Genomic DNA, 26,945 nt, shown 5'->3' with positions numbered 1-26,945 from the left:
TGGATTGAAATGAGTTACACCTTCGACAGAGCAACACAACCAGACGCCGTTCAACAGCATTTTGACCTGTTCCTGCAACACACGACGGAAGGGGTCTGGGACTGGGTCGATCTCGACGCACAGGAACAGTGGTGGTCTCCCCGGTTTTATGAACTGCTGGGCTACTGTGACCAGGAAATTGAATCGAGCCTGGACACCTTCGAACGGCTACTGCATCCGGAGGATGCAGTACAGACGATGCTCGGCCTGCGATCTGCCCTGGAGAACAGCAGTCGTTTTGAGCACAACTTTCGCCTGCGGGTCAAAGGGGGCCTTTATCGCTGGTTCCGGGGACAGGCCCAGGTCCTGCGTGATGCTTCCGGACAAGCGATGCGCATGACCGGATCGCTGTCGGACATTCACGAACGGATTCTGCTGAAGGCAGAACTCGAAGGGACACGACTGCAGGCGTTTCGTGCCCGGGAAGTGAAACAGGCGTTTCTGGCGATGATGAGTCATGAAATTCGGACTCCTCTCTCCGCGATCCTGGGCTTTGCAGAAATCCTGAGTGATTCCAGCGAAGATGCGGAAACAATCAGCGCTGCAAATACAATCCATACCAACGGCCAGTATCTGCTGGACACATTCAACGACTTCGTGGACCTCTCCCGAATTGAGGAAGGTAAGTTCGATTTAAAACTTCAGGACTGCTGCCCACTGACGGTGATCGAGAACGTGAAGTCGGTCGCCAAACGGAAAGCAGACCACAAGGGGCTGAAACTCGAAATCGACTTGGATCAAAGTCTGCCGACATCCATCCAATCCAATCCAATTCGCCTCAGGCAAATCCTGTTGAACCTGATGGGGGTCGTCATCAACTACACTCACGAAGGAACTATCAGCCTTTCGGTCAGAAAATCAGAGGCGGCTCCTTCTGATCAGCAAATGGTTTTCACGATCCGTAACTGCGGAACCGGATTGAATATCGAACCGATCAATCAGATTTTTGCCGGTCGCCAACTGGCTGACTTGACCTCGCTTACTTATCCCGGGGGAGTCGGGCTGAGCCTTTCGCTGGCGCGACATCTGGTTCGTCTGCTGGGAGGAGAGATTACGCTTCAGCATGCAGTTGATACTGGATCGATTATTGAATTCACCATCAGCACGGGCACCAGTTGTGAAATCAAGCCACAGCAACATTCGTTATCGCAACGCATCCATGAACACAAAACGTCCCGTTCCGGCTTCGGCATGCTGAGACAGCCCTGTCGTATCCTGCTGGTAGAAGATGGAATCTACAATCAGAGGTTGATCCAGTACCTGCTGACCAAAGCCGGCGGAAGCGTCACCCTGGCTGAAAACGGGCAGCAGGCTGTTGACCAGTTAGGCGCAGCCCTGCAGAACGAGTCAGACATCAACGAGCAGTTTGAAGTGATCCTGATGGACATTCAGATGCCGCTTTTGGATGGCTATTCCGCGACGGAGCTCATCCGCGAGATGGGTTTCACCAATCCGATTATCGCACTCACCGCCAATGTCATGCCCGGCGACCGGGAAAAATGCCTGCAGGCCGGCTGCGATGAATACCTGACCAAACCACTGGATCGCAAGCGGCTCATTCAGACGATTAACAACCTGCTCAAATCCAGACGACAACGAATGCTGCAACTGAAATAACACCGCGCGTCGGTTCAACTCTGCAACACGTCTGCTTTAATCTCCTGTCTGAATCTGTTAGGCTGAAACCGTTACAGTTATAACAGAACAGGAGTATTTTCAGAGTGAGTGATCAATCTTCCGTCCCTGACCTGCCTCCCGCATTTGAGATTCCGGCTGCCTGGAAAGGTGCAGAACTCTTCTCCCGAGACGACTGGCTGGTTCACCTGGATCAGCGGCATCTCGCTGATCTGGACTCGGCTGTGAAGATAATCTCGTCGGAAAACCTGAGCCAGGCTGAAATCACCCCCGAACATTTCCCCCTGCCCGAACTCGGCCCCCTGCTGCGCCGGGTTCAACATCGGCTGGAACACGGATCGGGAGCCTGCCAGATCAAACGCGTGCCTATCGAGAACTACTCGCAAGAGGAACGCGAGATTCTGTTCTGGCTGATCTCCGTGCATCTGGGAACGCCTGTCTCTCAGAGCGCGACCGGGGAAAAGCTGTTCCATGTGCGGGACGAGGGTTTTAAGGTCGGACAGGCCCAGGCCCGCGGTCCGAACACAAGCAAACGGCTCAGCTTCCATACCGACCGCTGTGATGTGATTGGTTTTCTGTGCATTCAACAGGCCCTCTCAGGCGGCGATAATCAACTGGTCAGTTCGGTGGCTCTCTTCAACGAGATGCGGCAGCGGTGGCCCGAGTTGACGCAAACCTTGATGCAGCCGTTTTACTATCTCAGACACAACGTCGATACGGGAAACCAGAAGCCGTTCTGTCGGCAACCCATCTTTTCAATGCAGGATGGTCACTTTGCCGGCAGCTTTCTGCGGGTATTGATCGAACGCGCTTATGCTTCCCCCGACCTTCCCGATATGACTCCCGGGCAGGAGCAGGCCATGGATCAGCTGGAAGCACTCGCCGAAACGCCGGAAATGAGTGTCACCTTCAGCCAGGATCCGGGGGACCTGCTGTTTTTGAATAACTGGGTCACGTTTCACCGCCGGGATGAATTCACGGATGCGGAAGAGCCAGAACTGAAACGGCACCTGCTGCGGGTCTGGCTAGCGGTACCCAACAGTCGTCCACTGGATCCCCTGTTTGCCGATAATTACGGAAATACAGCTGCTGGATCTGTTCGCGGCGGCATGCCGGCAACCGCGGCCCCCTGAGCACGGACAGGCTCGATTCACGATCCACCTTGTCCCATTTCTCAATTGAGCTAGAATAAGGGACCGATTCGTCCTTTTACCGTGCCCTTGGGATCTGAATTTCATGCTTCGCAAATCGCAGCCGCATCAGCAACAGCCTGAATGTTCATCCGATTCCGGATTAAATCTGGATCGGCTGGCGTTCGATGAAATTCATCCTGCCTTCCTGGATACCCTTGATGAGCAGACCGTCCCCACGGTAACGGGACTGCGAAAGGCGATTTATCTTGTTCTGGCGGCATTCTTTTTCGTGCTGGGCGTGCTCGGCGTGGCACTGCCTGTGCTCCCGACTACGCCGTTCCTGCTGCTGACCAGCTACTTTCTGATCCGCACTTCTCCCCGGATGAACCGGGCACTGCTGCGTTCTCCCGTACTGGGTCAGGTTCTCAAAGAGTGGCAACAGGATGGTGGTGTGCGGCTGAGCGTCAAAATCCAGGCGATTACGATCGTGGTTCTGATCGTCGCCGCGACGCTGATCTTCTCGCCCCTCTCGGTGCTGCTGAAATCCGTGCTGGTGGCCCTGGCCTGCGTGGGGATCTTGGTGGTGATTCGCCTGCCCGGGCTGAAGTGACCATTTCCAGCAGGATGCTGTGCAACTGACGAGCGGTTTGACATTTCGTGTCTGCGCCTCGAAGCTGGTCCTGAGAATCCAGAGGGATAACAGGTGCATCCGCCTCCCTGTTCAGCTAGAATAAATTCCTGATACAAGCACACTAAATAAATTCACAACAAGGAGTCTTACATATGCAACGTCGAGAGTTTCTTAAAAGCGGGATGCTGGCAGGGGGAGCCGCTGTGCTAGGTAGTACCGCTGCCCAGGCAGCTGAAAGCAAAGAGCAGAAGCCATTTAATCTGAAATACGCGCCCCACTTCGGCATGTTTAAGAATGCCGCGGGCAATGATCCCATCGACCAGTTGAAGTTCGCCGCCGACCAGGGCTTTACCGCCTGGGAAGACAACGGCATGAAGAAGAAACCCAAAGAGCTGCAGCAGAAAATCGCCGACACGATGGAAAAGCTCAACATGGAAATGGGCGTGTTCGTGGCGCATGGTTCCATCGGCAAGCTGACCTTCACCCGCAAAGACAAAGCGATGTGGGACGAAGTCCTCAAAGACATCAAAGACTCCGTCGAAGTTGCGAAGCGGGTCAATGCGAAATGGATGACCGTCGTTCCCGGCAACCTGGATGAAGGTCCCCGTGCCCGTCTGGCTGAAGGTTACCAGACCGCCAACGTGATTGAACTGCTCCGCCGCTGTGCTGAGATCTTCGAGCCGCACGGCATGGTCATGGTGCTTGAGCCACTCAACTGGTATGCCAATCATGGTGGTGTCTTCCTGCAGGGTTCTCCTCAGGCGTATGCCCTTTGTAAAGCAGTCGACAGCCCGGCCTGTAAGATTCTGTTCGATGTCTACCATCAGCAGATTACCGAAGGGAACCTGATCGTGAATATCGATCAGTGCTGGGATGAGATCGGCTATTTCCAGTCAGGTGATAACCCGGGCCGTAAGGAACCTGGTACGGGTGAGATTAACTACCTGAATGTATTCAAGCATATCCACTCCAAGGGATTTGAAGGTATCGTGGGAATGGAACATGGTAATTCCAAGCCCGGCAAAGAAGGCGACATGGCCGTCATCGAAGCTTATCGTGAGGTCGACCAGTTCTAAGCGCTGCCCAGACCTGAAAGACGTTGCCTGTGTCAGGCTCGTTGCGCGCTGGTCTGCTTGTCTGGCGTTAATTTACTGACGATCCCCCATTGATGGACCACTGACTATGACTGAAAAGAAAGCCAAAAACGTGCTCGGCACCGAACTGGAGATCTGCTCTCTGGAACCGGTAACCGGATTCTATCGTGACGGCTGCTGTAATACTGGCGGTTCGGACCTCGGTCTGCATACGGTGTGTACCGAAGTCACAGAAGAATTCCTGGCCTTTTCCAAGGAACGGGGCAACGACCTGAGTACACCTCATCCGTTATTCGAATTCCCGGGTCTGAAGCCCGGCGATCGCTGGTGTCTCTGCGTGGAACGCTGGAAAGAAGCCTTCGAGGCTGGTATGGCCCCCAAGGTGAAACTCGAATCGTGCCACATCTCGACACTGGAATTCGTCGACCTGGAAGATCTGCAGGCCTACGCCATCGAAGCCTGATGCACGTCGTGTGGATTACCACATACTAGTAAAAATAAAACCACGGAACCTGCTGCTGCGGGTTCCGTGGTTTTTGCATACTGACATCAAGCGACACAGTTAAACTGCCGCTGCGGGATTATTTCGCTTTCAGCATATAGATTTCGCTGAAGGACGAGGTCAGGAACATCTCTCCATTCTGATCGGTGCCGAAGGTCATCACAGGGATGCTGGGACTTTCGATCACATAATTGGCGGTCACCTTTTTGCTGCTCTCGTCATACTTCAGAGCCCAGAATTTACCGGAGACATAATCGCCGTAAATGTACATGCCCTGGATCGCGGGAATTGCTTTGCCGCGATAGACCGATCCACCGGTAATTGACTTACCGACTTGGTGATCGTATTCCCAGATCGGCTCGATCAGGTGCTTGCGGGCTTCGACACCATTGGGACCGAAGGGATGTTTGCCTTCACGGACCGACCAGCCGTAGTTGCCCCCTTTGACGACGATATCGATTTCTTCCCAGATGCCCTGCCCGACATCGCCGGCCCAGAGTTTGCCGGTCTTGTCATCGAAGGCAATCCGCCAGGGATTACGAAAACCGTAAGCCCAGATTTCCTTACGGATCGTGGCGAAGGTGGGTGTTTTGCCATCTTCAAAAGGGTTGTCTTTGGGGATCGCGTAATTCAGTCCGGGTGATTTGTGATTGACGTCGATGCGGCAGATCGATCCGAGCATCGTGGACAGGTTCTGGCCGTTATGGAAGGCATCTCCACCCGCGCCGCCATCACCAAAGACGATATACAACATGCCATCCGGGCCAAATACGATCGTGCCCCCGTTATGGTTCCAGGCGGGCTGTTCGACTTTCATCAGAATTTCTTCCGAGTCTGCGAGGGCCTGATCCGGATTGTCCTTGGAAACCCGGAAGCGGGAAATGACGGAGGTGGCATTCGGAGTTTCGGGAGAACTGTAGTAGACGAAGAACTCGCCATTCTTCTTGAAATCGGGATGGAAGGCCATGCCCAGGAGGCCCATTTCGTTTTTCTTGTCGAGATAGATCACACGATCGGAGATGTCGAGGAAGAGTTTGCCTTCTTCCAGATCTTCATCTTCGGGTGTATTGGGAACGATGTAAATCTTTCCCTTCTGCGAGGCGATAAACAGACGGTCTGTGCCATCGCCGGCGTGGGTAATCACAATGGGGCGATCAATCTGCAGATACGGGAACACCTTGACCAGCTTGACGGGAGCCGGAGAGGTATCCACTTCCTCTTCAGCAGAGAGTGGCGAGCAGACAGCCAGAATCAGCAGCAACGCGAGTGAGGTAATCGTTTTCATTGAGGGTCTCTTTGTCATGCGGGTAAACAACGGGGGAAGAAACGACGCGCTTGCGTGATCACCAGAATAGAAAAAAAAGACCGTCAACGCCACTCTGCGCCCGGTCCGCTTTCCGGCGGGACTTTAAAAAACAAATCAGGGCTTTTTAATCAGCACCGGGCGGCACCAGTTGAGATGATCTTCAATATCCGCGTTTTTACCAAAACCGACTTTCAGCACCAGTTGCTGTGCACCGGTAAGATCGATCCGAGGGACTTTGACAATCTCTGTGGAGTGCCGCGCCACCTCGCGTTGAAAGACAGGCTTGCCGTCCACCAGGATCTGCACCTCAACACTGGCCCGCTGCCCTGCGGAATCATCTAGCCCCACACAAGTCTCGAACGCAGCATACTGCCCGTCCAGTTGATAATGCAGCTCTGCTGCGCTATGCATTCCCAGACCGGAATCGAAGTACTGCTCCCCTGAAATCATTGGTCCGGAAAGCACATTCTGGTTGCGCTGCCACTTCCATTTGCGAGAGAGATAGGGGGTAAAACGGTACTCAGAGGGTTCCAGCTCCGACAGGGGGACTACTCGACCTCCCCGAGGCGTGACGGCAGCCAGGCGATCCCGCTCACAGATGATGTCTGCTCCAAACAGGGTGCGAGCCCGCAGTCGGCTCTCGTTCAACGAGAGTGTGGAGACCGTGACCCGCGAGCCGTCGGTGAGTGTGACTTGATAATGCAGCTGTTCGGGCTGCGGAAACGCAATCAGCTCCGGATTGAAATAGAAATAGGCGATCCCAGAACGCGGAACCGTTGTTTCACCGGCCGCGGATTCGAACTGGAAACCGCCCTCATCGAAGCCCAGAAATTCGCCTTCGAGGTAGTCACCGTTTTTGAGGTAGAACAAATCGGTCTTTTTGACCGTCTGTTCCAGCTGACGAATCAGGCGGTTACGGGCATGTGTGGCACGGGGCCAGCGAAAATAAGCCGCCCGGATCGTCTCGAGGGGAACTTTCAATTCATCCAGCCGGGGACAGGCAGTCAGACGAATCACAAGGGCTTCCTCCGCAGCCCGTAAAATCTCGGCATGCAGGCGGTCGCCGTTCGCCAGGATCAACAGCCCCCCGCTGGGAGGCAGCTTGTCAACCGGATCCAGCTGCACGCGGACAATCTCTGTCGCCGGTATTTCTTCGGTTCCCGCTTTGCTCTTGATCGTGAACCGGTTCTGCTCGATCTGCAGCAGTTCGCCGGTGATCGTTTTCCCCGCCGCGGTCTGCAGTTCGTCGGCCCGCAACGGTTCTGAAACCAGACCGCAGGACAACAGAGTCAGACAGAGCACAACGAACAATCGCATCGGGCCACCTTTGGAGGAGTGCAGCATTCCTGATCAACGCTGGAAAATCGGGATGTTATTGCGGGGGATCTGTAGAACGATGCAGGACATGGCCGTGCTGTATTCCACGCAGTTGGAACTGTCGGGACGCCAGCTGCCACTCGCCATCTGGCCGGCGACGAGCTCTTCGCGAATCGCGGTGTACCAGGTATCCCAGTACTGCTGTCCCGCCTGCCACATCGCCTGGACTGCATAATACTGACCGTAGTAATAATGACTGCCCCGGAAATAACGCTGATTAGGCAACCGGCCCATCAGGTAGGTCAGCCCGTTTTCGATCTCCGGGCCTTCATAGATCCCGGCGCTGTATAAAGCGACAACGCCTGCTGCCGAGCGTGGGAACTCACTCTCGGCCTGCCGGACCAGCTGGTAGCGAAAGCCACCATCGGGGTTCTGACTCTTTTTCACATAATCGATACAGCGATCGATGACCTCTTTGGAGATAAAGATGCCGCAGTTACGGGCAGCCCGCAGGGCCATGATCTGACAGACGGTAACCGACAGATCCGCGTCCTTACTTTCCGGCGTGTAGCGCCAGCCCCCTTTGGAGTTTTGCGATTTGACGATCAGCTCCACTGCTTTTTCGAGTTTGACGCGGACATCTTTGCTGCGCGTCATCCCGTAAACTTCCGCGAGAAACAGCGTCGCAAAGCCATGACCGTACATCGGGCCGTGTGAGATGCTGTCGGGCGAAATGATATATCCGGATGGCTTACAGGAAGCGAGAATGAAATCAACGGCTTTCTGAACCTGAACGCCGTACTTGCCTCGCCCCGGTGTGTTCCCGTCGCCCAGAAAGGCCATGCCACACAGCGCGGTAATGGCCACATTGTTCTTGAAAGTGGAACCGGAACCGAAAGAACCATCAGGATGTTGACGCTCAGCCAGATACTGCAGACCACGTTCCACCGCCAGTCGCGCCGGTGGTGTGTAATAGCGTTTGCCCTGCGCGTCGATCGAACGGTTGATTTCCGGTTGGGCTGCGACGGGCTGTACTGCTCCGCCAAGGATCAACGTCAGCGCCAGAACCAGACCGCGGACGGAAACCGGGATTGGAGTGAAGAGGCCTGGTTGAAATCGCAGGTATCGCAAAACAGTCACTTACCCTGAACAGAGTGAAATCGGAGTCGACTTACCCCTGTATTGTACGGGATCGAGGAGTAATGAAAAGCAGCAGCCTGGAAAAACAGCTCGATCGGCTGGATCAGGGCTGAATGACTTCCGGATATTTCGAATTGCGTCCCGATAAGCGGGGCGTAGGCCGCATGGCTCCCCCCGGCTGAGGTTGTGCAGTGGGTTTCGTCATCATCGACTGCTCGATGGCCAACCGCGATTCGGTCCGCTGACGGCTGAAATCTGGGGGACGGACGACTTCCGGTCCCAGAGAGCTGGAGGGAATCGGATCTTCCAGCTCCATCATCTTCCGTTCTTCCATTTTCTGACTGCGGTTCATCGCCTGACGGTCCGAAAACAGCCGGGGAATACGCGTATTCGTGGAGTTAATACAGCCTGCACAGGCAGGTGTAAGTAACACGATCACGCAGAGACGAAACCAGGAATTCATGAAATGACAGACTTTGGAAAAACGGGTCAGTCCTCGGCGGAAAGCAGAGGCTCTAGAACAGGGGCCGGACTATAGCAGATGACCTGCCTGACGAATAGAGAGATTTTTCAGGATCGGCGATCTGAAGAACGCCTCTAAACCGCTCGTATTTCTCAATTTACAACGATATAATCAAGCCCTGATGCATCAAACTGAGGAAAACCCGGTTTTTCAGAGGCTAACCCGGTGCTGACGCTGGCAGAAAACCGGTTTTCGCAATAGCATCCTCTGTAGTGGAAACAATTTTCGTCTTCCCCTGAGACTGGTATCGAAACAAAGGATTTACGCTGCTCCCATGTCAACTTCTCCCAAAGTCTGTGTGTTACGTGCCCCCGGAACGAACTGCGATATCGAAACGGCACATGCCTTTGATCTCTGTGGAGCCGAATCCACCCGCATCCATCTGCTCAAACTGCTCGAAAACCCGGCGCAACTGAACGATTACCAGATCCTCTGCCTGCCCGGTGGCTTCAGCTATGGTGATGACGTGGGCGCGGGCATCATTTTTGCCAGTCACCTGCAGGGACAGTTGGGAGAAGTGATCGGCAACTTCCTGGCCGCTGACAAACTGGTCCTGGGGATCTGTAACGGATTCCAGGTGCTGCTCAAATCGGGAATTTTGCCCGGTGGAGCTGCCAGCTGGCCCCCCAAAGCCGATCAGCCCCGCGATGCCACGCTGACCTGGAACAACAACGGCAAATACACATCGCTGTGGGTCAACCTGGGAGTGCTCGCCAAAGAGAACGTATTCCTCAAAGACATCGACCAGATCGAACTGCCCATCGCGCATGCTGAAGGCCGCATCGCCGTCAGTGATCCGTCAGTCATCGAAAACTGGCAGGCCAATTCGCAGATCGCAATGTGCTATCGGGAAACCGGTGACGCAGAAACGACGCTGCAGGAGGAAATCCTCCCCTATCCGGTGAACCCGAACGGTTCGGCCTGTAACATCGCCGCCCTGGGAGATCCTTCCGGTCGCGTTCTGGGGCTGATGCCTCACCCCGAACGTTACCTGTTCGCCACACAGCATCCGCAGTGGACGCGACTGGGCCTGGAAGGGGAAGGCGCAGGCATCCAGTTGTTCCGCAATGCGGTCAACTACTTCGCCTGAGTCTGAGCAGCGAACGATTCAGCTCGAGAGTTTCAGCAGCAGGTCATCATCGACGAGCTCCCCCTTGGGGAGTTCTTTAATAGCCTGCATCACGCGTTGCACAGTCTGCTCACTCGGCTCACGGCCCAGTTCATGCAGGCGGTGCAGGATGGCTCTCCGACCGCTGTGACGTCCGAGTACCAGTCGCACGCCCTCTGCGCCGACCGTCTCTGGTCGATAAGGCAGATACGTATCGGGGTTCTTCAACAGTCCGTCCTGGTGGATGCCCGCTTCAGTCGCGAAGATATTGCTGCCGCCAATCGGCTTCATCGGTGAGAGAGGAATGCCCGTCAGTTCGGAAACCAGACTGCAGAGTGGCGCGAGTTGTGATACATCCAGTTTGTGCGGTCGCTCAAATTCATCCTGGTGCAGATGCAGGGCCATCGCGACCTCTTCCAGTGCCGCATTGCCGGCCCGCTCTCCAATGCCGTTGACGGTACACTGCACGACATTTGCCCCCGCATCGATACAGGCCAGCGTATTCGCGACCGCCAGTCCCAGATCGTTATGAAAGTGCACCGCCAGCAGTACGTTCTCAATGCCGGGCACCTGATCCTGAATCTGACAGATCAGTTCCTGCGCCTTGTACGGGGTCAGGATGCCCACGGTATCGGGAAACCCGATGGTCGTCGCCCCGGCAGCAATCGCTTCCCGGTAGACTTCACAGAGGAAGTCGACTTCGGTCCGACTCGCATCTTCGGGACTGAACGCCACGATGTCGAACTTTTCCGCCGCGTATTGAATACTGTCGACGATCAGTTTGAGGACTTCGGTTTTACTCTTCTCCAGTTTGAACTCACGATGCAGCGGACTCGTCCCGCAGAAGAGACTCACGCCCCGTTTGTGTGGCGGATTGCCGGCGAGCGCCTCGTCGGCAGCGTCGATGTCCCCGGGCAGCGTACGACAGAGTGCCGTGAGCACCGGCTTCTTGATCACACCGACCATACTTTGAATCGCTTCGATGTCCGCCTGCGACGAAGCGGGGAAACCGGCATCCAGTGAATGCACGCCGGCTGCTTCGAGGGCTTTGGCAATCTGCAGTTTCTCGGCTGGATCAAGCGTGGCGCCGGGCATCTGTTCGCCGTCGCGCAGAGTCGTATCGCTGAACAGGACCGCACCGGAACGACGGTGATGACGGATCACTGCCCGCTTGACTTTATTCTTGACGTGTTTTTTGGCACCAGAGAAAAACTGAAACATCCATTCGCATCCATACTAAAACTGAAAGCAGTATCCCGACTGGAACACGATTATAGCCAGCCTCCGTCGATCTGACACTGTTTTCAGAGACATTCAATCGATTTCCGAGGGATTCCCTCTGTCCGCGAAACTCATTGCGTTTTACTCGGCCAATCCATGCCTGCCGGATCTTCCCTCCCCGTTATGACTCGTATATGATCCCCACAGATTCCACCCGCCATAAAGGATTTTGCAGCGATGACCGTGTTCGACTTTGGAGTGTTCCCCACTCAATCTTTCCATCTCCTGGCTGCCACTGAAGGGACGATGTGGCATTCCCTGGCAGATATTCTCATTCTGCTGGCAACGGCCATTGTGCTGGGAACCCTGGCCGAACAGCTCAGACAGAGTGCCATCCTGGGCTACATCGCCGCGGGGACCCTCGTCGGTCCCAACCTTTTGGGCTGGGTCGCGGACCGGCAGAGCATTTTTGACCTCGCGGAACTGGGAGTGGCTCTGCTGCTGTTTGCCATCGGTCTTGAATTTTCCCTACCGCGTCTCAAACGACTGGGACGCATCCCGCTGGTCGCCGGCATCCTGCAGATCATTCTCACGCTGCTCGGAGGACTGTCCGTCTCGCTGCTGTTGAGTTTTTCCTTTCCCGAGGCCCTCGCGATCGGAGCGATGATCGCCCTCAGCAGTACCGCGTGTGTCGTGCGCATGCTCAATGACCGGGCCGAACTCGACGCCCCTCACGGTCGCACTGCTTTGGGAATTCTACTGGTTCAGGACATGGCCGTCATCCCGCTGATGTTGATCATTACCGCGCTGGTCGGCAAAGGCTCGGCGGGAGAGATCGCGATTCAGCTTTCGATATCGTTTCTGCTGGCGGTTGTCTTTGTGGCTGTCTTTTATGGTCTGTTCAACTTCATCCTGCCCCGACTTCTGGAACTGTCGTCTCTCAGACGGAACCGTGATTTCCCGATTCTGCTGGCGATGGTGATGGCGGCGGGCTCCGCCTGGGCCGCGCATCGACTTGGACTCAGCCCTGCTCTGGGCGCGTTTGTCGCGGGTGTGTTGCTGGCGATCTCCCCGTTTGCCACCCAGATTCGCGCCGATGTCCAGCCGCTGAAAACGGTGCTTGTCACCCTGTTCTTCTCTGCCGTCGGCATGTTTGGTGACCTGAGCTGGGCCGTCCAACATCTGGGACTCGTGCTCGCTGTAGTTGCGGCGATCATAACAGGCAAGCTGTTGATCACCTTCGGCGCAGCCTGGTTCTGTGGTCAGCCCTGGCAGTTCGCCCTGGGAACCGGCCTCTGTCTGGCCCAGGTTGGGGAATTCTCATTTGTACTGGCCACCGTGGCGCGGGGCACGGAGGATGCACCTGGAATTCTCTCGGAAACCACATTCCGCCTGATCATTTCATCGACGATCGCCACACTGCTGCTGACTCCCTACCTGATTCAGCTGGCACCAGTCGCCGCGAACCTGCTCCGCCGACTGGGGGGCCGACGACCGGCTGAAAACGAATCACTCTTACCGCATGTAGATGCCGCCGATCTGGAATCCAGCCGGGAGACCGACGATGACCTGGTTCTCATCCTGGGATTCGGTCCCGCCGGCCAGCGGGTCGCCGGCGAACTGCTGCAGGTCGGTCTGAAAAAGATTGTGGTCGTCGATCTCAACCACGAGAACCTGCGGATGGCAGAACAGTACGGTCTCCGTTCCCAGCTGGGCGATGCGACTCAGATCGAAGTGCTGGAACATGCGGGCCTGTATCGCTCCCGCCTGGTGATTACGACTCTGCCCAGTCCCACGGTCTGCCGCCAGATCATCTACCTGGTACGTCAGATGTCACCGGCAACGACCCTGTATGTCCGCTGTCGCTATCACCTGCATCACTGGCAGCTCCTCGCAGCGGGAGCGGATGTGATTGTCGATGAAGAGGAACACGTGGGCGAATGCCTGGCGAAACACATTCTGGATTCCCCCCAACTGCTGCAGCAGCTGTTGAAGTCGACCAGGAAATTCGAATCGGGGCAGTCCTCCGACCAGACATAAAAAAAGGCCCCCTTCGCTGTGGAAGGGGGCCTGGTCATGATCGTTTCAGATTGAAACAGACTCTTACAGTTCAGCAGTTGTGGGAACCACGAACGGCTTACGGTATTCACGAGTCAGTTTCGGATTCGCTGCAGAAGCCTGTCCACCGGTGAAGGTTTCTGACTTGCTGTCGATGGTCAGTTTAGGGCCCATGCTGACGATGGTGTCATCAGTATCGAGCTTGTTGTTGCCCAGGTGCTCGCGGAAGCGGCCCAGAGTTTCCAGGGCTTCGCTATCACCCTTGAATTCACCGGCGACTTCCTTCACAGGCATTGTGTTGCCCATTTCGTAGGAAATGTTACCCAGGTGACACAGGGCACTGGAGATGTGACCTTCTTCGATGTCGGCGTTCAGATCGCTGATCTTGCGGCTGCGAACAGCATCCACAAAGTTGGCGAAGTGATCGGCAGAACCGGAGAACTTCTTGATCAGCTTGCCGTCGTTGTTGAAGGCAGAAGCACTGTTGTAGCTTGGAATCACAACGTAACCGTCGGTACCGTAGAAGATCACCCCTACTTTGGCACCACGATAAGGTTCGGTTTCCAGACCACGTACTTCGAAGACCAGACGCTTGTCGCCGAACTGGTGAATGCTGACCTGAGTGTTGGCTACATTACCGGCATCGGTGTAACCCAGACGACCGCCGTAAGCCTGAACACTGTCGCCGACGTTATCAACGCCGAGACCCCAGCGGGCTACGTCCATCTGGTGAATCCCCTGGTTACCCAGGTCGCCGTTACCGGTTGGTGTCTGCCAGTGCCAGTCGTAGTGGAAACGCTGACGTGTCAGCGGTGCCATCGGTGCAGGTCCGAGCCACAGATCGTAGTCGACGCTGGCTGGTACATCGTAGTTCCCTTTAGGGCCGATTGATTTACGACGCTTGTAGCAGGTACCGCGAGCCAGTTTGACTTCGCCGATGCCGCCGGCTTTCACGAATTCAATCGCATCGATCAGACCAGGTTGTGAACGGCACTGAGTACCGGTCTGGACGATCTTGTTGTGCTTACGGGCGGCTTCCACAATCCGACGACCTTCGCTCACGTTGTGGCTGACCGGCTTTTCACAGTAAACGTCTTTACCAGCCTGGATCGCCCAGATCGCTCCCAGAGCGTGCCAGTGGTTGGGAGTGGCGATGCTGACGATATCGATATCCTGATCGTCGAGGGCTTTCCGCAGGTCTTTGTAGTAGGTTGGTTTTTTGTTGGTCTTTTTGTAGACGTTACCCACACCTTTGGTCATCCCCACACTTTCATCGGGATCGACGATGGCGACGATTTCGGTGTCTTTACGACCGGCGAAGGCACTCAGGTGAGACTGACCACGGCCATTAACCCCCAGCAGGGCGACACGCAGTTTTTCGTTGGGGCTGCTGGACTGCGACTCGGCTGCAGAGAGCTGAGGAATCGAAGTGCTCAGAGCTGCTGCGCCAGCGGCAGCAAACATCGATTGTTCAAGGAATTCGCGACGAGATTGTTGAGACATCTTCTTTTTTCTCCTCATTTAGTGTCAGAAGGTAGGTGGCACTGTGCACGCTCAGGCGGGGTGGAACAACAGACAGCCAGGTGATGCAGTACACAGTCAAACCGTGCCTGAGTACTCGACCACAGCCAGTTCAGGTGCCGTCATTCCGGAATTTTGTAAATTCTGTTTAGCAAAGTCTAACCGATGAAAGGACGAACATTCAAGGTTGAACCGAAAAACCGCCCCGATTCAGGGTGATTTCCTCGCTGGAAACCTGCGGATACCCCAGCCGGAAGAATCCGCGCAACTATGAATGCTTACGTTCATTTCGCCGCCGATAATGGCAGAAAACTTTGAATTCCGATCTCTTCACGACTGGCAAAGGGTTCACCATAGGCACGATGAATGGTCCAGCCCCAGTAGCGAGCCCGGTCTTTGATGTCGTCCAGCACTGTCGGATGCTCTTCGGAACGCCCCTGGATCATCTGGCTTTCATAGCAGCGAACCGCCTGCATTTTCTGCTCGATATGCGGAGAAATATCGAATACGAAACTCGGCTTGGGATGAATCCGCAGATGAATGCTCCAGAAATAATAGATCTGGGGCGGCCAGTAGCGTTCGCCCGACATATCGGTTTTACTGAGTTTCGACCAGAACCGGGCCGCATCTACCAGATGACTGGCGGCCACGTGATCGGGGTGCACGTCTTCCCAATAGGGGGCGAGAATCACTTTCGGCTGCTGTTCGCGAAAGATTTCGGCCAGTTGTCTGCGGGCAGTCAGACTCGATTCCAGACTCCGGTTCGGCAGCTGCAGATTCTCCCGCCAGTCCAGCTGCAGGACTTCCGTCGAGGCTGCGGTCTCTTTCGCCCGGATCTCGGGACTGCCGTAAGGCGTTGGCTCACCATTGGTTAACTCCACAACTCCCACACGCTGTCCCGCGGCTTTGCAGGCCAGAATAGTGCCTCCCACGCTGATTTCCGCATCATCGGGATGCGGGGCGACGACCAGTACATCTAATTGAGAACCCACGGATACTCCTTAAATAACAGACTCAAACTGCTCCGGACCGGACTCACGAAAATCAGGCTAGACTTGAAAACCGAAATCCTTAAAATCCCTCGCACTCTCTCTCAATGGGACCCCCGTCCCACTCACAATTCCACATTATTACTATTGTAGACCATCAATCATAACGGTCGAGGCACGCGCTGTCCCTGCCGACGATGATTGTATGGAGGATCCTCTCATGAAATCCTTTGTCCTGGCGTTGATCGCCTGTGGCCCGGTGTTTCTCTTCACCAGCGGCTGCGCACAGGTGATGAAGCCCATTTCAGAACTGCAACACGAAACCATGCGTGCCTTCAAACCCAAACCCTTCGATTCCGACTGGAGCGGCGAAGATGAAGTCGACCAGTGGGGCTATGTGGGGGAAGAAGCCCGCGGCGACCGTCCCCGTGAATACGATCCGGACCCCTGGTGGCAGAAATACGTGATGAGTTCCAAAGCACGCAGCATCGAACGGAACCTGGGTATCGATTGATCCCACCAGTCGGAGGCAGCCGGGGGCCGCTGTCTCCCCTGATGCGGGGTGATACTTTTTCTTGCATCTGCTCGATCCATTAATTATATTAAGTTAATACAGGCAGGGCGTTTTCGTCTTGTCTGGAGTGAATTAACTTACCTGCCGTACGCTTCAGAACCGTCGGCTACCGTCAGTCTACATACCGACAGACGGACTGGTATCACCAAACCTGAACCCGCGCTGTTTGTTGTACCATTCTCTCTACCTGCGCTCAGCCTGTGAGACGCTCTCCCCGGGTACGACGGCACCGCAAATCCTACCTGAAGGTGCATACCCATGTGGAATCTCTACCTGAGAACCATTTCTCTGGCAGGAATCCTCTTGCTCAGCGCGCACGCTGCGAGTGCCGCTCCCCCTGCGGATCCATCCTCGCAGACCAACACACCCGAGATCGATTTCAATCGGGATATCCGACCGATCCTCTCCAAGAACTGCTTCCACTGTCACGGTCCCGATCCTGAAACCCGCGAAGCCGGACTGCGTCTGGATGAACGCGCTTCCGCCGTCATGAAACTCGAAAGCGACGCCCATGCGATCGTCCCCGAAGACGCCGCGAAAAGCGAACTCTTCAAGCGGATCACCTCCGAAGACGAATACGCGGTCATGCCGCCCCCCGATGTGGGTGAGAAACTGACCGACGCCCAGATCGCGAAGATCAAAGCCTGGATCGAACAGGGGGCCCCTTATGCCCGGCACTGGTCGTTCATTCCACCTCAGCGTCCTGCGCTTCCCGCGGTCAAACAGCAGGACTGGCCCGCGAATGCCATTGATCGCTTCATCCTCGCGAAGCTGGAACAAGCGGGACTCAAACCGAGCCCCGCAGCCGACCGCTACACACTGATTCGTCGCCTGAGCTTCGACCTGCGGGGGCTGCCTCCGACGCTGGCCGAAGTCGAACAGTTCGTGAATGACAAATCGCCCGATGCCTACGAGAAACTGGTCGACCGCTTTTTAAGCGATCCTGCCTACGGCGAACGCTGGGCCCGCAAGTGGCTCGACCTGGCCCGCTACGCCGACTCGAAAGGCTACGGCTCCGATCCGCTGCGAATGGAGATCTGGCGCTACCGGGACTGGGTCATCAATGCCTTTAATCAGAACATGCCCTTCGATCAGTTCACCCTCGAACAGCTGGCCGGCGACATGCTCCCCAATCCGACACTCGAACAGAAAGTCGCGACCGCCTTCCATCGGAATACCATGACCAACACCGAAGGGGGCACCGACGACGAAGAATTCCGCGTCGCCGCCGTGCGGGACCGCGTCGATACCACGATCCAGGTCTGGATGGGGCTCACCATGGGTTGTGCGAAATGTCACACGCACAAATACGATCCCATCACGCAGAAGGAATACTATCAGCTCTACGCGATCTTCAATCAGACTGCAGACAACGATCAGCCAACCGATGCCCCGACGATTGCCGCTCCCACATCGGAGATGTTGCAACAGACCAAACGCATCGAAGCCGAAATCGCAACGCTCAACCAGAAACTGAATACCCCCACCAAAGAACTCGCAGCGGCACAACAGAAGTGGGAAAGCACGCTGCACGCTAAGCCTGACTGGCAGACATTGAAACCGACCAGCGTGACTTCAACAGCAAAGACCACTAAGTTTGCGATTCAGGATGACGGTTCGATTCTGGCCACGGGGCCCGCGGCGAAAGAAAGCTACACCATCGAAACCGAGATCGATGCCCCCGCCTTCAAAGCGCTGCGGCTCGAAGTTCTGCCGGATAAAAGTCTCGCGGCCAGCGGTCCCGGACGGGCCAAAGACGGGAACTTCGTCCTCTCAAATATCAAAGTCGAAATGCAGCCGGTCAAAGGCGAAAACAAAGATGCCCCCGCCCAGGGTCAATTCCTGCGGATCGAACACCAGGGAAAAGCGAAACAGTTTCTCTCGCTGGCCGAGGTACAGGTCTTCCAGGGAAATAAGAACATCGCCGGCCAGGGAGTCGCCACACAGTCGAGCACCGGCTACTCCGCGCCCGCAAAGCTCGCCATCGATGGCAACACCGACGGTCACTTCTTCAACGCGAAGTCCACGACGCACACGAACCAGGAAGTCCAACCCTGGTGGGAGCTCGACCTCAAGTCAGAGACGCCCGTCGAACGCATTCAGATCTGGAACCGCACCGATGGTTCGGGCGATCGGCTGGCGAACTTCAAAGTCAGCCTGCTCGATAAGGATCGCAAGGTGGTCTGGCAGACGATCGTCGCGAAAGCTCCGAATCCCAGTACCACACTGTCCGTTTCGGATCGGCGGGTGATTCCTCTCAAGCGGGCCCTCGCTTCTCACTCGCAGTCCGGCTTCCCCGTGAGTGCAACGCTGGATCCCAAGAGCGGCAGCAAAACCGGCTGGGGCATCGCGCCTCAGTTTGGTAAGGAAAACAGTGCCTACTTCTTTCCTGATCACGGAACCGCGCAGCCGACAGGCAAACAGCGACTGATCGTCACGCTGTCACACAATTACAAAGATCCCCAGTACGCCCTGGGACACTTCCGGCTGTCGTTCACAAATGATTCCCAGCTCGAGCCCCGGCTCAAGGTGCCCGATGACATTCTGGCGATTGTCGATACCCTCTCCGAAGCCCGCACGCCGGCCCAGCGCGACAAGCTGGCCGCGTATTATCGCGGCGTCGCACCACTGCTCAAACCGACGCGGGACGAGATCGCCAAACTGCAGAAGGCGAAACCGAAATATCCACAGCTGCCCATCATGGAAGAGCTGCCGGCCGACAAGCAGCGGGAAACGCACATCATGGTGCGGGGCAGCTTCCTGCAGCCGGGCGACCTGGTCGAACCAGCGCTGCTGAGTTCGTTCAACCCGGCTCCGAAAGAGACGCCTAACAACCGCATCGCAGTCGCGAAGTGGCTCACCGATCCAGCCAACCCGCTGACCGCGCGGGTCGCCGTGAACCGTTACTGGTCACAGCTGTTTGGGGCGGGACTGGTCGTGACCGAAGAAGACTTCGGCACCCAGGGCGAGCTCCCCAGTCATCCGCAACTGCTGGACTGGCTGGCCACCGAATTCGTTGAGAACGGCTGGGACATGAAAGCCCTGCTGAAGACCATCGTGATGTCGAACACCTATCGGCAGTCTTCGACGACAGAGCCGATTCACATTCAGAAAGATCCCAAGAACCGGCTGCTCTCCCGCGGACCGCGGTTCCGTCTGTCGGCGGAGATGATTCGCGACCAGGCACTGGCCGTCAGTGGTCTGCTGACGAAGCAGGTCGGCGGGCCGTCCGTCTACCCGGTGCAACCCGAGGGCATCTGGCGGGCTGCGTTCAACGGTCAGCGGACCTGGGCCACCAGCAAAGACAAGGATCGCTACCGCCGGGGGCTGTATACCTTCTGGCGGCGTACGGTCCCCTACCCTTCGATGGCAACCTTCGATGCGCCCAGCCGGGAGATCTGTACGATCCGCCGCATCAACACCAATACGCCGCTGCAGGCGATGATTACGATGAACGATCCCGTCTTTATCGAAATCTCGCAGGCCCTGGCTCGACGACTGTATGAAGAAGGGGGAACGACAACGGAGTCCCGCATCAAGTATGGACTCCAGCTCTGCCTGCTCCGTCCGCCGCAACCCGAGCAGGTGCAGCCGCTGCTCGAACTTTATGAATCTGAAAAGGCCTACTATGCAGCCCATCCCGAGGAAGCGAAACAGCTCCTGGAGAACCCGCTGCACCCCCTGCCTGAAAAATACAACCCCGCAGAACTCGCAGCCTGGACCGTGATCGCCAACGTGCTGCTCAACATGGATGGCGTTCTCACGAAAGGATAGACCGATGAATTTGAAACAACAGCAACTGCAGGCGGTGACCCGCCGCCACTTTCTCGCCCAGGGGTCAACCGGCATCGGTTCGATCGCTCTGGGAGCGATGCTCGCGGAGAACAACTGTGCCGCCGCCAATAAACCGGAGCAGCCGGAAGCGCCGCCGTTCCGTCTGCCCGCGAAAGCGAAGCACGTGATCTTCCTGCACATGGCCGGTTCGCCTCCGCAGCAGGAACTGTTTGACTATAAACCGGAGCTGGTCAAACGCAACATGCAGCCCTGCCCCGATTCGTTCCTGAAGGGTCGCGGCTTCGCGTTCATCAAGGGACATCCCAAGATGCTGGGGACGCCCTACAAATTCAAACAGTACGGCGAAGGTGGCACCTGGATGAGCGAGCTGCTGCCGAACTTCCAGAAGGTCGCCGACGACGTGGCCGTCATCAAGTCGATGCACACCGATCAGTTCAACCACGCGCCCGCCCAGCTGTTCCTGTATACCGGTGCCCCCCGATTCGGCGGGGCCTCGATGGGGTCGTGGATCACCTACGGTCTCGGTTCGGAAAACAAAAACCTGCCCGGGTTCATGGTGCTGCTCAGCGGCGGCAGCGATCCAAGTGGGGGGAAGAGCCTGTGGGGGAGCGGCTTTCTGCCGTCCGTCTACCAGGGGGTGCAGTGCCGGACCAGCGGCGACCCGATTCTGTATGTCTCAAACCCGAAAGGGATCAACCGGGAGGTCCGCCGGCGAAGCCTGGATGCGCTGAAGAAGCTGAATGAATTCGAGCTCAAGCAGTTCGGCAACCCGGAAACGCTGACCCGCATCAACCAGTACGAGCTCGCGTTCCGCATGCAGATGTCGGTTCCCGAAGCCGTCGATCTGACCAGCGAAACCAAAGCGACGCACGAACTCTACGGCACAACCGGCGGTGCGCCTTCGTTCGCGAACAACTGCCTGCTGGCCCGCCGGATGGTGGAACGGGGCGTGCGGTTCATCCAGCTGTTCGACTACGGCTGGGACATGCACGGCACGAGCAAGGGGAACGACCTGATCACCGCGGTGCCGAACAAGGCCAAAGACATCGACCGCCCGCTGTACGCGTTGATTACCGACCTCAAACAGCGGGGCCTGCTCGATGAAACGCTGATCGTCTGGAGCGGTGAATTCGGCCGCACCTCGATGAACGAAGCCCGCAACGGTTCCACCTTCCTGGGCCGCGACCACCACCCGCACTGCTACACCATCTGGATGGCCGGCGGCGGCATCAAAGGCGGCGTCTCCTACGGCGAAACCGACGAACTCGGCTACTTCGTCGCCGAAAAGAAAGCCAGCGTCCGCGATCTGCAGTCAACAATCCTGCATCTGACCGGCCTGGACGCCCGCAAGCTGAAGGTGCCGTACCAGGGGTTAGACCAAAGGCTGATCGGCCCGGCGGATGAGGATCACTTGCTGGAAGGGGTGCTGGCTTGAGGAGAGGATGATTTTCTCATCATGCGTGCCAGTTCCAAGTGAGTTCTCAGGCGATATCCAAAAAACAATTTATTCCTTTCTCCTTATTAACATAACAGGAAATCGGAATGATGATATCGCGCACGACAAGTTCGGACTCAGTCTGTGGTCCTCAGGGTGGATAGCGAGCGTTTCAGTCAGGCAGTGGGATATCTTTCTGATAAGCTTCATGATCCGGATCCGCTGGCTTGTTATATCACCTGTCTAAGCGGTAGACAGAATACTCCACATCCGTTAACATGGGTACAATTGAACGCTTTCTTGGTTTATTGAGAAAATGCGGATTGGCTCCTTCGCGAAGTCGGACCACTTGAGAATGCGATTCAGATCATTTTCCGTAAATCCATGGGTAAAAAAAGCATGCACGACGTATTGAATCGCAATTTGTATCTCGTCAAAGAACACGTGGGTATGTTCAAGGCGGCCAACAACTTTGATATATACGACCCGGAAACGGGTGAAATGATTCTGGAATGCCGCGAGAATAATCTGGGGACCTTCACAAAGATGCTCCGCTTCACAGACTATAAGCGGATGACGCCTTTCGATATTCAAATCCGCACGCCGTCGGGTGAGCAAGTCATTCGTATCTCGCGCGGAGTTTCACTCTTTCTATCCACCGTCGCCGTATTCGACAAAAACGACACGTACATCGGCGGCTTCAAAGAAAAGTTTTTCTCAATCGGCGGTGCATTTCATGTTTTAGGGCCGGATGACAGCCCCTTATGTGAGCTAAAAGGGAAATGGACCGGCTGGAACTTTCACTTTATGAAAGATGGCGTCGACTTCGCGCACGTCTCGAAAAAGTGGTCTGGGATGGGAAAGGAACTCTTCACCAGTGCCGACAACTATGTACTGGAAATGTTTGACACGATACCGCAGGACAATCCACTGCGGCAATTGATTATGGCTGCGGTAATGTGTATCGACATGGTGCTGAAAGAGTAGCGCCGCATTATTGACGGATGAGGGAAAAGGGGGCAGACCCCGAATTGGCTGCCGAACTGGGCTACTTCGTCACCGAAAAGAAAGCCAGCGTGCGGGATCTGCAGTCAACGATTCTGCATCTGACGGGGTTGGACGCCCGGCAACTGAAGGTGCCGTACCAGGGGTTGGACCAGCGGTTGATCGGCCCGGCGGATGAGGATCATTTGCTGGAGGGGGTATTAGCTTGATATCGGGCAAGTTATTTTTATGATTCGTGTCACTTCCAAATCAGTACTCAGGCGATATTTAAAATCAACTAATTCCGTTTTCCACTTAACAAACAGGAATTCGGAATTATGATATCGTACACGAAAAAGTCGGGCTCAGTCCGTGCGGGTTAATCACAAGTTATCGGGTCCTGTTTCAGTGAACGAAGAAGACGATTTCGATGAAGCCTATCTCGATGAACTGGATCGGCAATTCGAAACGAACATTGATGCGATTACGGACTGCGCCCTGTCGCTTTTGACGAGACGCAAGGCGAGTCCAAAGTTGATTCGTTTCTTCGAGTGGTTTGCCAGATGGAGCCACAAAACGATAAACGGGGAAGGAAACCCCGATTATCCAACGTGGCTCTCACAACTCACGAGTATGTCGAAGTCAATCAAAACGAAACGCGATGCTGCAGCCCCCATGGCAAGAATCGCGGTCATGATCAGCGACCTGATTAATGATATTTCGTACATCGGAGCTGACCAGCAGCATGTTGACCGGTCACTGGAAATACTCGGCTTGCTGAAGAACCTGTCGGAAGAAACTTCACAGGATAATGTCTGAGAACAGAAACGAAACAGGGCTCGCCCCGTAATCGATTCTGTCTAGCAACAGTTCTGCCACTCAGCTCGACCAAAGGAGACCGACGATGAATCGACACCTCACCTTCGTTATTGCCGTGGTTGTCGCAGGCGCGGCTTCCGTATTCTCGAATGCTGAAGAAGAGACGCGGAAATCAGAGATTGCCACGTTCGAATCGGTGCAGCAAAACAGGGACTATCGCGTTTCGCTGCTGGGCATCACCCAAGGGATTGCGTTTGTAGATTCGCAAGCGCCGATTGACGAAGGCGGCCGTCCTCCCGGCAACAACGCGGTGCCCTGGATGCGCGTCGTCGCTGTCATCGAAAAACTCATAGACAAAGACGAAACGTGGGGCTTCAACGCAGAAACGACAGATGGCAAACCACTGGTCGGCAAAGTCAGAATTGCAGCAAACGGTCGCGTCATCGGAAGTCGCAGCAATGGCATCGCCGAAATGGATTGTAATTCTCCGCAGCTGCCCGCCGCCACCTTCCCCGTCGGATTGCCCCAAGATCTGAATGAGCAGCAGTCCAAGGTCTACTCCTTCACCCTGTCCGGCAAGTTCCAGCCTGCGGAAACGGTGGTGCTGCGCTTTACCTTCGGCGATGCAAACAACCGCCGCGAACTTGTGTTCGATGATGTTCCGCTACCGTAGGTGGTTGTGCTTAAGGAAGGGAAAAGGGGCAGTTCTAAGTTTTAAAAAGATCTGCCCCTGTTTCTCCCCTTTACAACTCTTTCTTATCGACGAATACAGCCTGTCGCTCTATTTCATGAATCGCCCCATCGTATCGATCTGCCACTAACGCGTAAGTGATATCATCCTTGACCACGAATCCAATGATATACCCAGATTGTATGAGACTGGTTCTGCACTGAATTTTCATTGTTCTTCCTTTCATATTCGGTTTCCAGAGGAACAGTCCCCCCATTTTGCCTAATGCAGAAATTCGTTCTTATCAGTTATTTCAAAAACGATTCCTGCCGATACAAATACAATTGGACATCACACCACCACGCATAAGTGTACATACAATCGCTATCCAAATAAAGAATGCCGACCACAAATCAAAGCTTTTATCACGGTTTTGGGACTCGCATAAGAGTAAAATTAGTTATCCCATAGGTAATTAATACGAGTGAAAAGCTTAATTACTCATTCAGTTGTAGAATAATATTTTGTTAACAAGGGTAGGCAGAAGTGGCAACTGCTCAACAAATCAAAGCATTAATTAAGAGCTACGGGGATGCTGACAATGAAAAATTCGTGTCGGTTGCCTTACAAATTGCTGCCCATGAAGCACGGAGTGGTAAAAGCAAACTAGGGTCTGAATTAAAAGAACTCGTTGATGAAATTAGAGGTAAACAACGAGAAGCAAAAATTACCGGCACCTTACCGATAGCACGTCCAAGTGGTGAATTAGCCACACTTTTAGCTGCGACTTATCCTAAAACACATCTTACTGATATGGTGTTATCAGAAGATCAAATGAAACTTCTTCAACAAGTAGTTATTGAGTATCGCCAGCATTCAAAATTAAGGGAACATGGACTTACTGCAAAAAGAAAGCTACTACTTGTAGGCCCCCCTGGTGTTGGAAAAACAATGACATCATGGGCTCTTGCTGGCAGTCTAAAACTACCGCTTTTCACTGTCCAGTTTCATTCGCTCCTTACAAAGTACATGGGAGAAACTGCGGCCAAACTCTTCGCTATTTTTGAATCAATGCATCAAACACCAGGTGTTTATCTATTTGACGAATTTGATGCCATTGGGGCTATGCGTTCTGGAAACAATGATGTGGGAGAAATTCGACGTGTTCTAAATTCGTTTCTTCAGTTTCTAGAACAAGATGATTCAGATAGTTTGATCATCGCCGCTACGAACTTAGATGGTATCCTCGATGAGGCTTTATTCAGGCGATTTGATGATATCATAAAATATCGTCTTCCATGCCTCCAAGAAATAGACCAACTAATTGCAAACCGGCTTGCAGCGTTTAATCTTAATGCACAAGATCGCAAACTTGTTGCAAAGACTGCCGAAGGATTAAGCCATGCTGAAATATGTCGAGCTTGTGATGAAGCAGCAAAGGAAGCAGTTTTAGATAACAGACGCTCAATCCGAACTGATAAACTTATTGAAGAAATTGAGGCACGCCTAAATAGAAGAAGTTTTTAAAAGGTAAAAAGTATTGTAATGACAGCTTACAGAAACCTCATTCTTAACAACACAAGATCGTCTGAGACTTTTACCACAACTAATCTCCCTCCCCGTGATTCTGATAAAAAAAAACCTGATCGAGTAACACACGCTCAAGTTTTGCTCGCTGATCTTAATACAGCAAAGCATTATGCAGAAAAGCAGCAAGAAATTGAACCAGTTCGACAGAACTTACAATTTATTCCTTTGAACTTCATTGAGAGTCCAGATTTCAAGTTAGACTTAGATCGAATCGAAAATTCAAAAGGCGTCCATGTTGTCAATGCTAAAGAATTTGAGGGACGACTTCAGTTTTTGATTGCCATACCTGAAGAGGAACTCCACTCTTTACAAAAAAAGTTTGAAATCTATCAATATAAAAATACTAAATATGGAAATCCACGCTACGAATCACTAGCATCTGGCATCAATTATATACGCCCAGTTCGACTTAAAGATTACTGGACTGGTACTAAAAATACTTTTCCTACGGAATCTGAACTGTTTTGGTGGGAAGTATGGCTACGTGATGACAGTGAAGAAATTGATGTTGAAGAATGGTTTCGAACTGTTGCGATTGACCAAAAAATAAAGTTAAGCAGCTATACCACAACATTCCCAGGTATAAAAGTTATTTTAGCTTTCACGTCATTCATCGAGTGGCAAAAGTTTCCCGGGCTCCTCAATTATTTGAATGAATTTCGACGCGCTAATTTAATGTCTAGCGAGTTTTTTGAGTTGAAGCCTAGCGACCGCGGAGAACTCATAAAAGACTTCGTCTCTCGAGTCCAATTTGCACCAAATTATTCTCCCGCTGTCTGTATCCTAGTAACTCCGCTCTTAAGTTCGTTCCCACCAGAGCGGTTTTTTATGCTGTTTTCCTGATTTCTGTAGACTGCCAGG

23 protein-coding genes are annotated in these 26,945 nt (G+C 54.4%); 16 read left to right on the top strand and 7 right to left on the bottom strand.

Annotation, left to right across the window (positions count from 1 at the left end; translation table 11 throughout):
• Window positions 1–9: 9 nt before the first annotated feature.
• From FYZ48_RS23960 to FYZ48_RS23940, 5 genes are all read left to right on the top strand, one after another.
• Window positions 10–1,656 (top strand): PAS domain-containing hybrid sensor histidine kinase/response regulator, encoded by a 1,647-nt coding sequence (locus tag FYZ48_RS23960; protein WP_149345087.1) that lies wholly within the window; start codon window positions 10–12, stop codon window positions 1,654–1,656.
• 104 nt (window positions 1,657–1,760) lie between these two features.
• Entirely contained in the window at window positions 1,761–2,807 is a 1,047-nt protein-coding gene (locus tag FYZ48_RS23955; protein WP_187782186.1) for a TauD/TfdA family dioxygenase, read from the top strand.
• Between the two features lie 103 nt (window positions 2,808–2,910).
• Entirely contained in the window at window positions 2,911–3,417 is a 507-nt protein-coding gene (locus FYZ48_RS23950; RefSeq protein WP_149345085.1) for a YbaN family protein, read from the top strand.
• Window positions 3,418–3,590: 173 nt separating this feature from the next.
• Window positions 3,591–4,514 carry a TIM barrel protein gene (locus tag FYZ48_RS23945; protein ID WP_149345084.1) on the top strand — a complete coding sequence of 308 codons (924 nt, stop codon included), beginning with the start codon at window positions 3,591–3,593 and terminating at the stop codon, window positions 4,512–4,514.
• 106 nt (window positions 4,515–4,620) lie between these two features.
• Complete coding sequence (locus tag FYZ48_RS23940; protein ID WP_145041809.1) at window positions 4,621–4,995, top strand: DUF2237 family protein; 375 nt, start codon at window positions 4,621–4,623, stop codon at window positions 4,993–4,995.
• Window positions 4,996–5,113: 118 nt separating this feature from the next.
• On the opposite strand, the gene FYZ48_RS23935 is transcribed toward FYZ48_RS23940, so the two are convergent.
• The 4 genes from FYZ48_RS23935 to FYZ48_RS23920 all read right to left on the bottom strand — a co-directional run bounded on the left by FYZ48_RS23935 (window position 5,114) and on the right by FYZ48_RS23920 (window position 9,260).
• A complete protein-coding gene (locus FYZ48_RS23935; protein WP_149345083.1) occupies window positions 5,114–6,319 on the bottom strand; it encodes a PQQ-dependent sugar dehydrogenase in 1,206 nt (401 codons plus the stop codon).
• Window positions 6,320–6,454: 135 nt separating this feature from the next.
• Window positions 6,455–7,657, bottom strand: coding sequence for an NPCBM/NEW2 domain-containing protein (locus FYZ48_RS23930; protein WP_187782185.1), 1,203 nt, complete (start codon window positions 7,655–7,657; stop codon window positions 6,455–6,457).
• 33 nt (window positions 7,658–7,690) lie between these two features.
• The gene (locus tag FYZ48_RS23925; RefSeq protein WP_242022757.1) at window positions 7,691–8,788 is read right to left on the bottom strand and encodes a prenyltransferase/squalene oxidase repeat-containing protein; all 1,098 of its coding nucleotides are present in this window, start codon (window positions 8,786–8,788) and stop codon (window positions 7,691–7,693) included.
• Between the two features lie 112 nt (window positions 8,789–8,900).
• Window positions 8,901–9,260, bottom strand: a complete 360-nt coding sequence (locus tag FYZ48_RS23920) for a hypothetical protein (RefSeq protein WP_145441223.1) — start codon at window positions 9,258–9,260, stop codon at window positions 8,901–8,903.
• 334 nt (window positions 9,261–9,594) lie between these two features.
• Between FYZ48_RS23920 and FYZ48_RS23915 the strand changes: the two genes are divergently transcribed.
• Window positions 9,595–10,410 (top strand): phosphoribosylformylglycinamidine synthase subunit PurQ, encoded by an 816-nt coding sequence (locus FYZ48_RS23915; RefSeq protein WP_145041813.1) that lies wholly within the window; start codon window positions 9,595–9,597, stop codon window positions 10,408–10,410.
• 18 nt (window positions 10,411–10,428) lie between these two features.
• Here the strand turns inward: FYZ48_RS23915 and FYZ48_RS23910 are convergent, their stop codons facing one another.
• Window positions 10,429–11,649 (bottom strand): 2-isopropylmalate synthase, encoded by a 1,221-nt coding sequence (locus FYZ48_RS23910; protein ID WP_149345081.1) that lies wholly within the window; start codon window positions 11,647–11,649, stop codon window positions 10,429–10,431.
• A 237-nt stretch (window positions 11,650–11,886) separates the two neighbouring features.
• Here FYZ48_RS23910 and FYZ48_RS23905 point away from each other — a divergent pair, with 237 nt between their 5' ends.
• On the top strand, window positions 11,887–13,689 hold the full coding sequence (locus FYZ48_RS23905; RefSeq protein WP_149345080.1) for a cation:proton antiporter: 1,803 nt from the start codon (window positions 11,887–11,889) through the stop codon (window positions 13,687–13,689).
• Between the two features lie 63 nt (window positions 13,690–13,752).
• Here the strand turns inward: FYZ48_RS23905 and FYZ48_RS23900 are convergent, their stop codons facing one another.
• Window positions 13,753–15,210 carry a Gfo/Idh/MocA family protein gene (locus FYZ48_RS23900; RefSeq protein WP_149345079.1) on the bottom strand — a complete coding sequence of 486 codons (1,458 nt, stop codon included), beginning with the start codon at window positions 15,208–15,210 and terminating at the stop codon, window positions 13,753–13,755.
• A 302-nt stretch (window positions 15,211–15,512) separates the two neighbouring features.
• A complete protein-coding gene (gene bshB1 / locus FYZ48_RS23895; protein ID WP_149345078.1) occupies window positions 15,513–16,220 on the bottom strand; it encodes a bacillithiol biosynthesis deacetylase BshB1 in 708 nt (235 codons plus the stop codon).
• 217 nt (window positions 16,221–16,437) lie between these two features.
• Here bshB1 and FYZ48_RS23890 point away from each other — a divergent pair, with 217 nt between their 5' ends.
• The 9 genes from FYZ48_RS23890 (at window position 16,438) to FYZ48_RS23850 (ending at window position 26,927) form a co-directional block, all read left to right on the top strand.
• Window positions 16,438–16,731, top strand: coding sequence for a hypothetical protein (locus FYZ48_RS23890; protein WP_145186941.1), 294 nt, complete (start codon window positions 16,438–16,440; stop codon window positions 16,729–16,731).
• A gap of 318 nt (window positions 16,732–17,049) precedes the next feature.
• Window positions 17,050–20,565 carry a DUF1553 domain-containing protein gene (locus FYZ48_RS23885; protein WP_149345077.1) on the top strand — a complete coding sequence of 1,172 codons (3,516 nt, stop codon included), beginning with the start codon at window positions 17,050–17,052 and terminating at the stop codon, window positions 20,563–20,565.
• 4 nt (window positions 20,566–20,569) lie between these two features.
• The gene (locus tag FYZ48_RS23880; RefSeq protein ID WP_149345076.1) at window positions 20,570–22,021 is read left to right on the top strand and encodes a DUF1501 domain-containing protein; all 1,452 of its coding nucleotides are present in this window, start codon (window positions 20,570–20,572) and stop codon (window positions 22,019–22,021) included.
• Between the two features lie 399 nt (window positions 22,022–22,420).
• A complete protein-coding gene (locus FYZ48_RS23875) occupies window positions 22,421–23,008 on the top strand; it encodes a phospholipid scramblase-related protein (protein ID WP_149345075.1) in 588 nt (195 codons plus the stop codon).
• A gap of 44 nt (window positions 23,009–23,052) precedes the next feature.
• On the top strand, window positions 23,053–23,235 hold the full coding sequence (locus FYZ48_RS23870; RefSeq protein WP_242022756.1) for a DUF1501 domain-containing protein: 183 nt from the start codon (window positions 23,053–23,055) through the stop codon (window positions 23,233–23,235).
• 178 nt (window positions 23,236–23,413) lie between these two features.
• Complete coding sequence (locus FYZ48_RS23865; protein WP_149345073.1) at window positions 23,414–23,824, top strand: hypothetical protein; 411 nt, start codon at window positions 23,414–23,416, stop codon at window positions 23,822–23,824.
• An 85-nt stretch (window positions 23,825–23,909) separates the two neighbouring features.
• Entirely contained in the window at window positions 23,910–24,497 is a 588-nt protein-coding gene (locus FYZ48_RS23860) for a hypothetical protein (protein WP_149345072.1), read from the top strand.
• 543 nt (window positions 24,498–25,040) lie between these two features.
• Window positions 25,041–26,021, top strand: a complete 981-nt coding sequence (locus tag FYZ48_RS23855; RefSeq protein WP_149345071.1) for an AAA family ATPase — start codon at window positions 25,041–25,043, stop codon at window positions 26,019–26,021.
• An 18-nt stretch (window positions 26,022–26,039) separates the two neighbouring features.
• A complete protein-coding gene (locus tag FYZ48_RS23850; RefSeq protein ID WP_149345070.1) occupies window positions 26,040–26,927 on the top strand; it encodes a hypothetical protein in 888 nt (295 codons plus the stop codon).
• The last annotated feature ends 18 nt before the right edge of the window (window positions 26,928–26,945 follow it).

Source organism: Gimesia chilikensis, from assembly GCF_008329715.1.
In the GTDB taxonomy this organism is placed as follows: domain Bacteria; phylum Planctomycetota; class Planctomycetia; order Planctomycetales; family Planctomycetaceae; genus Gimesia; species Gimesia chilikensis.
The sequence above is the reverse complement of the archived record's forward strand: the minus strand, read 5'-3'. Positions and strand labels throughout refer to the sequence as shown.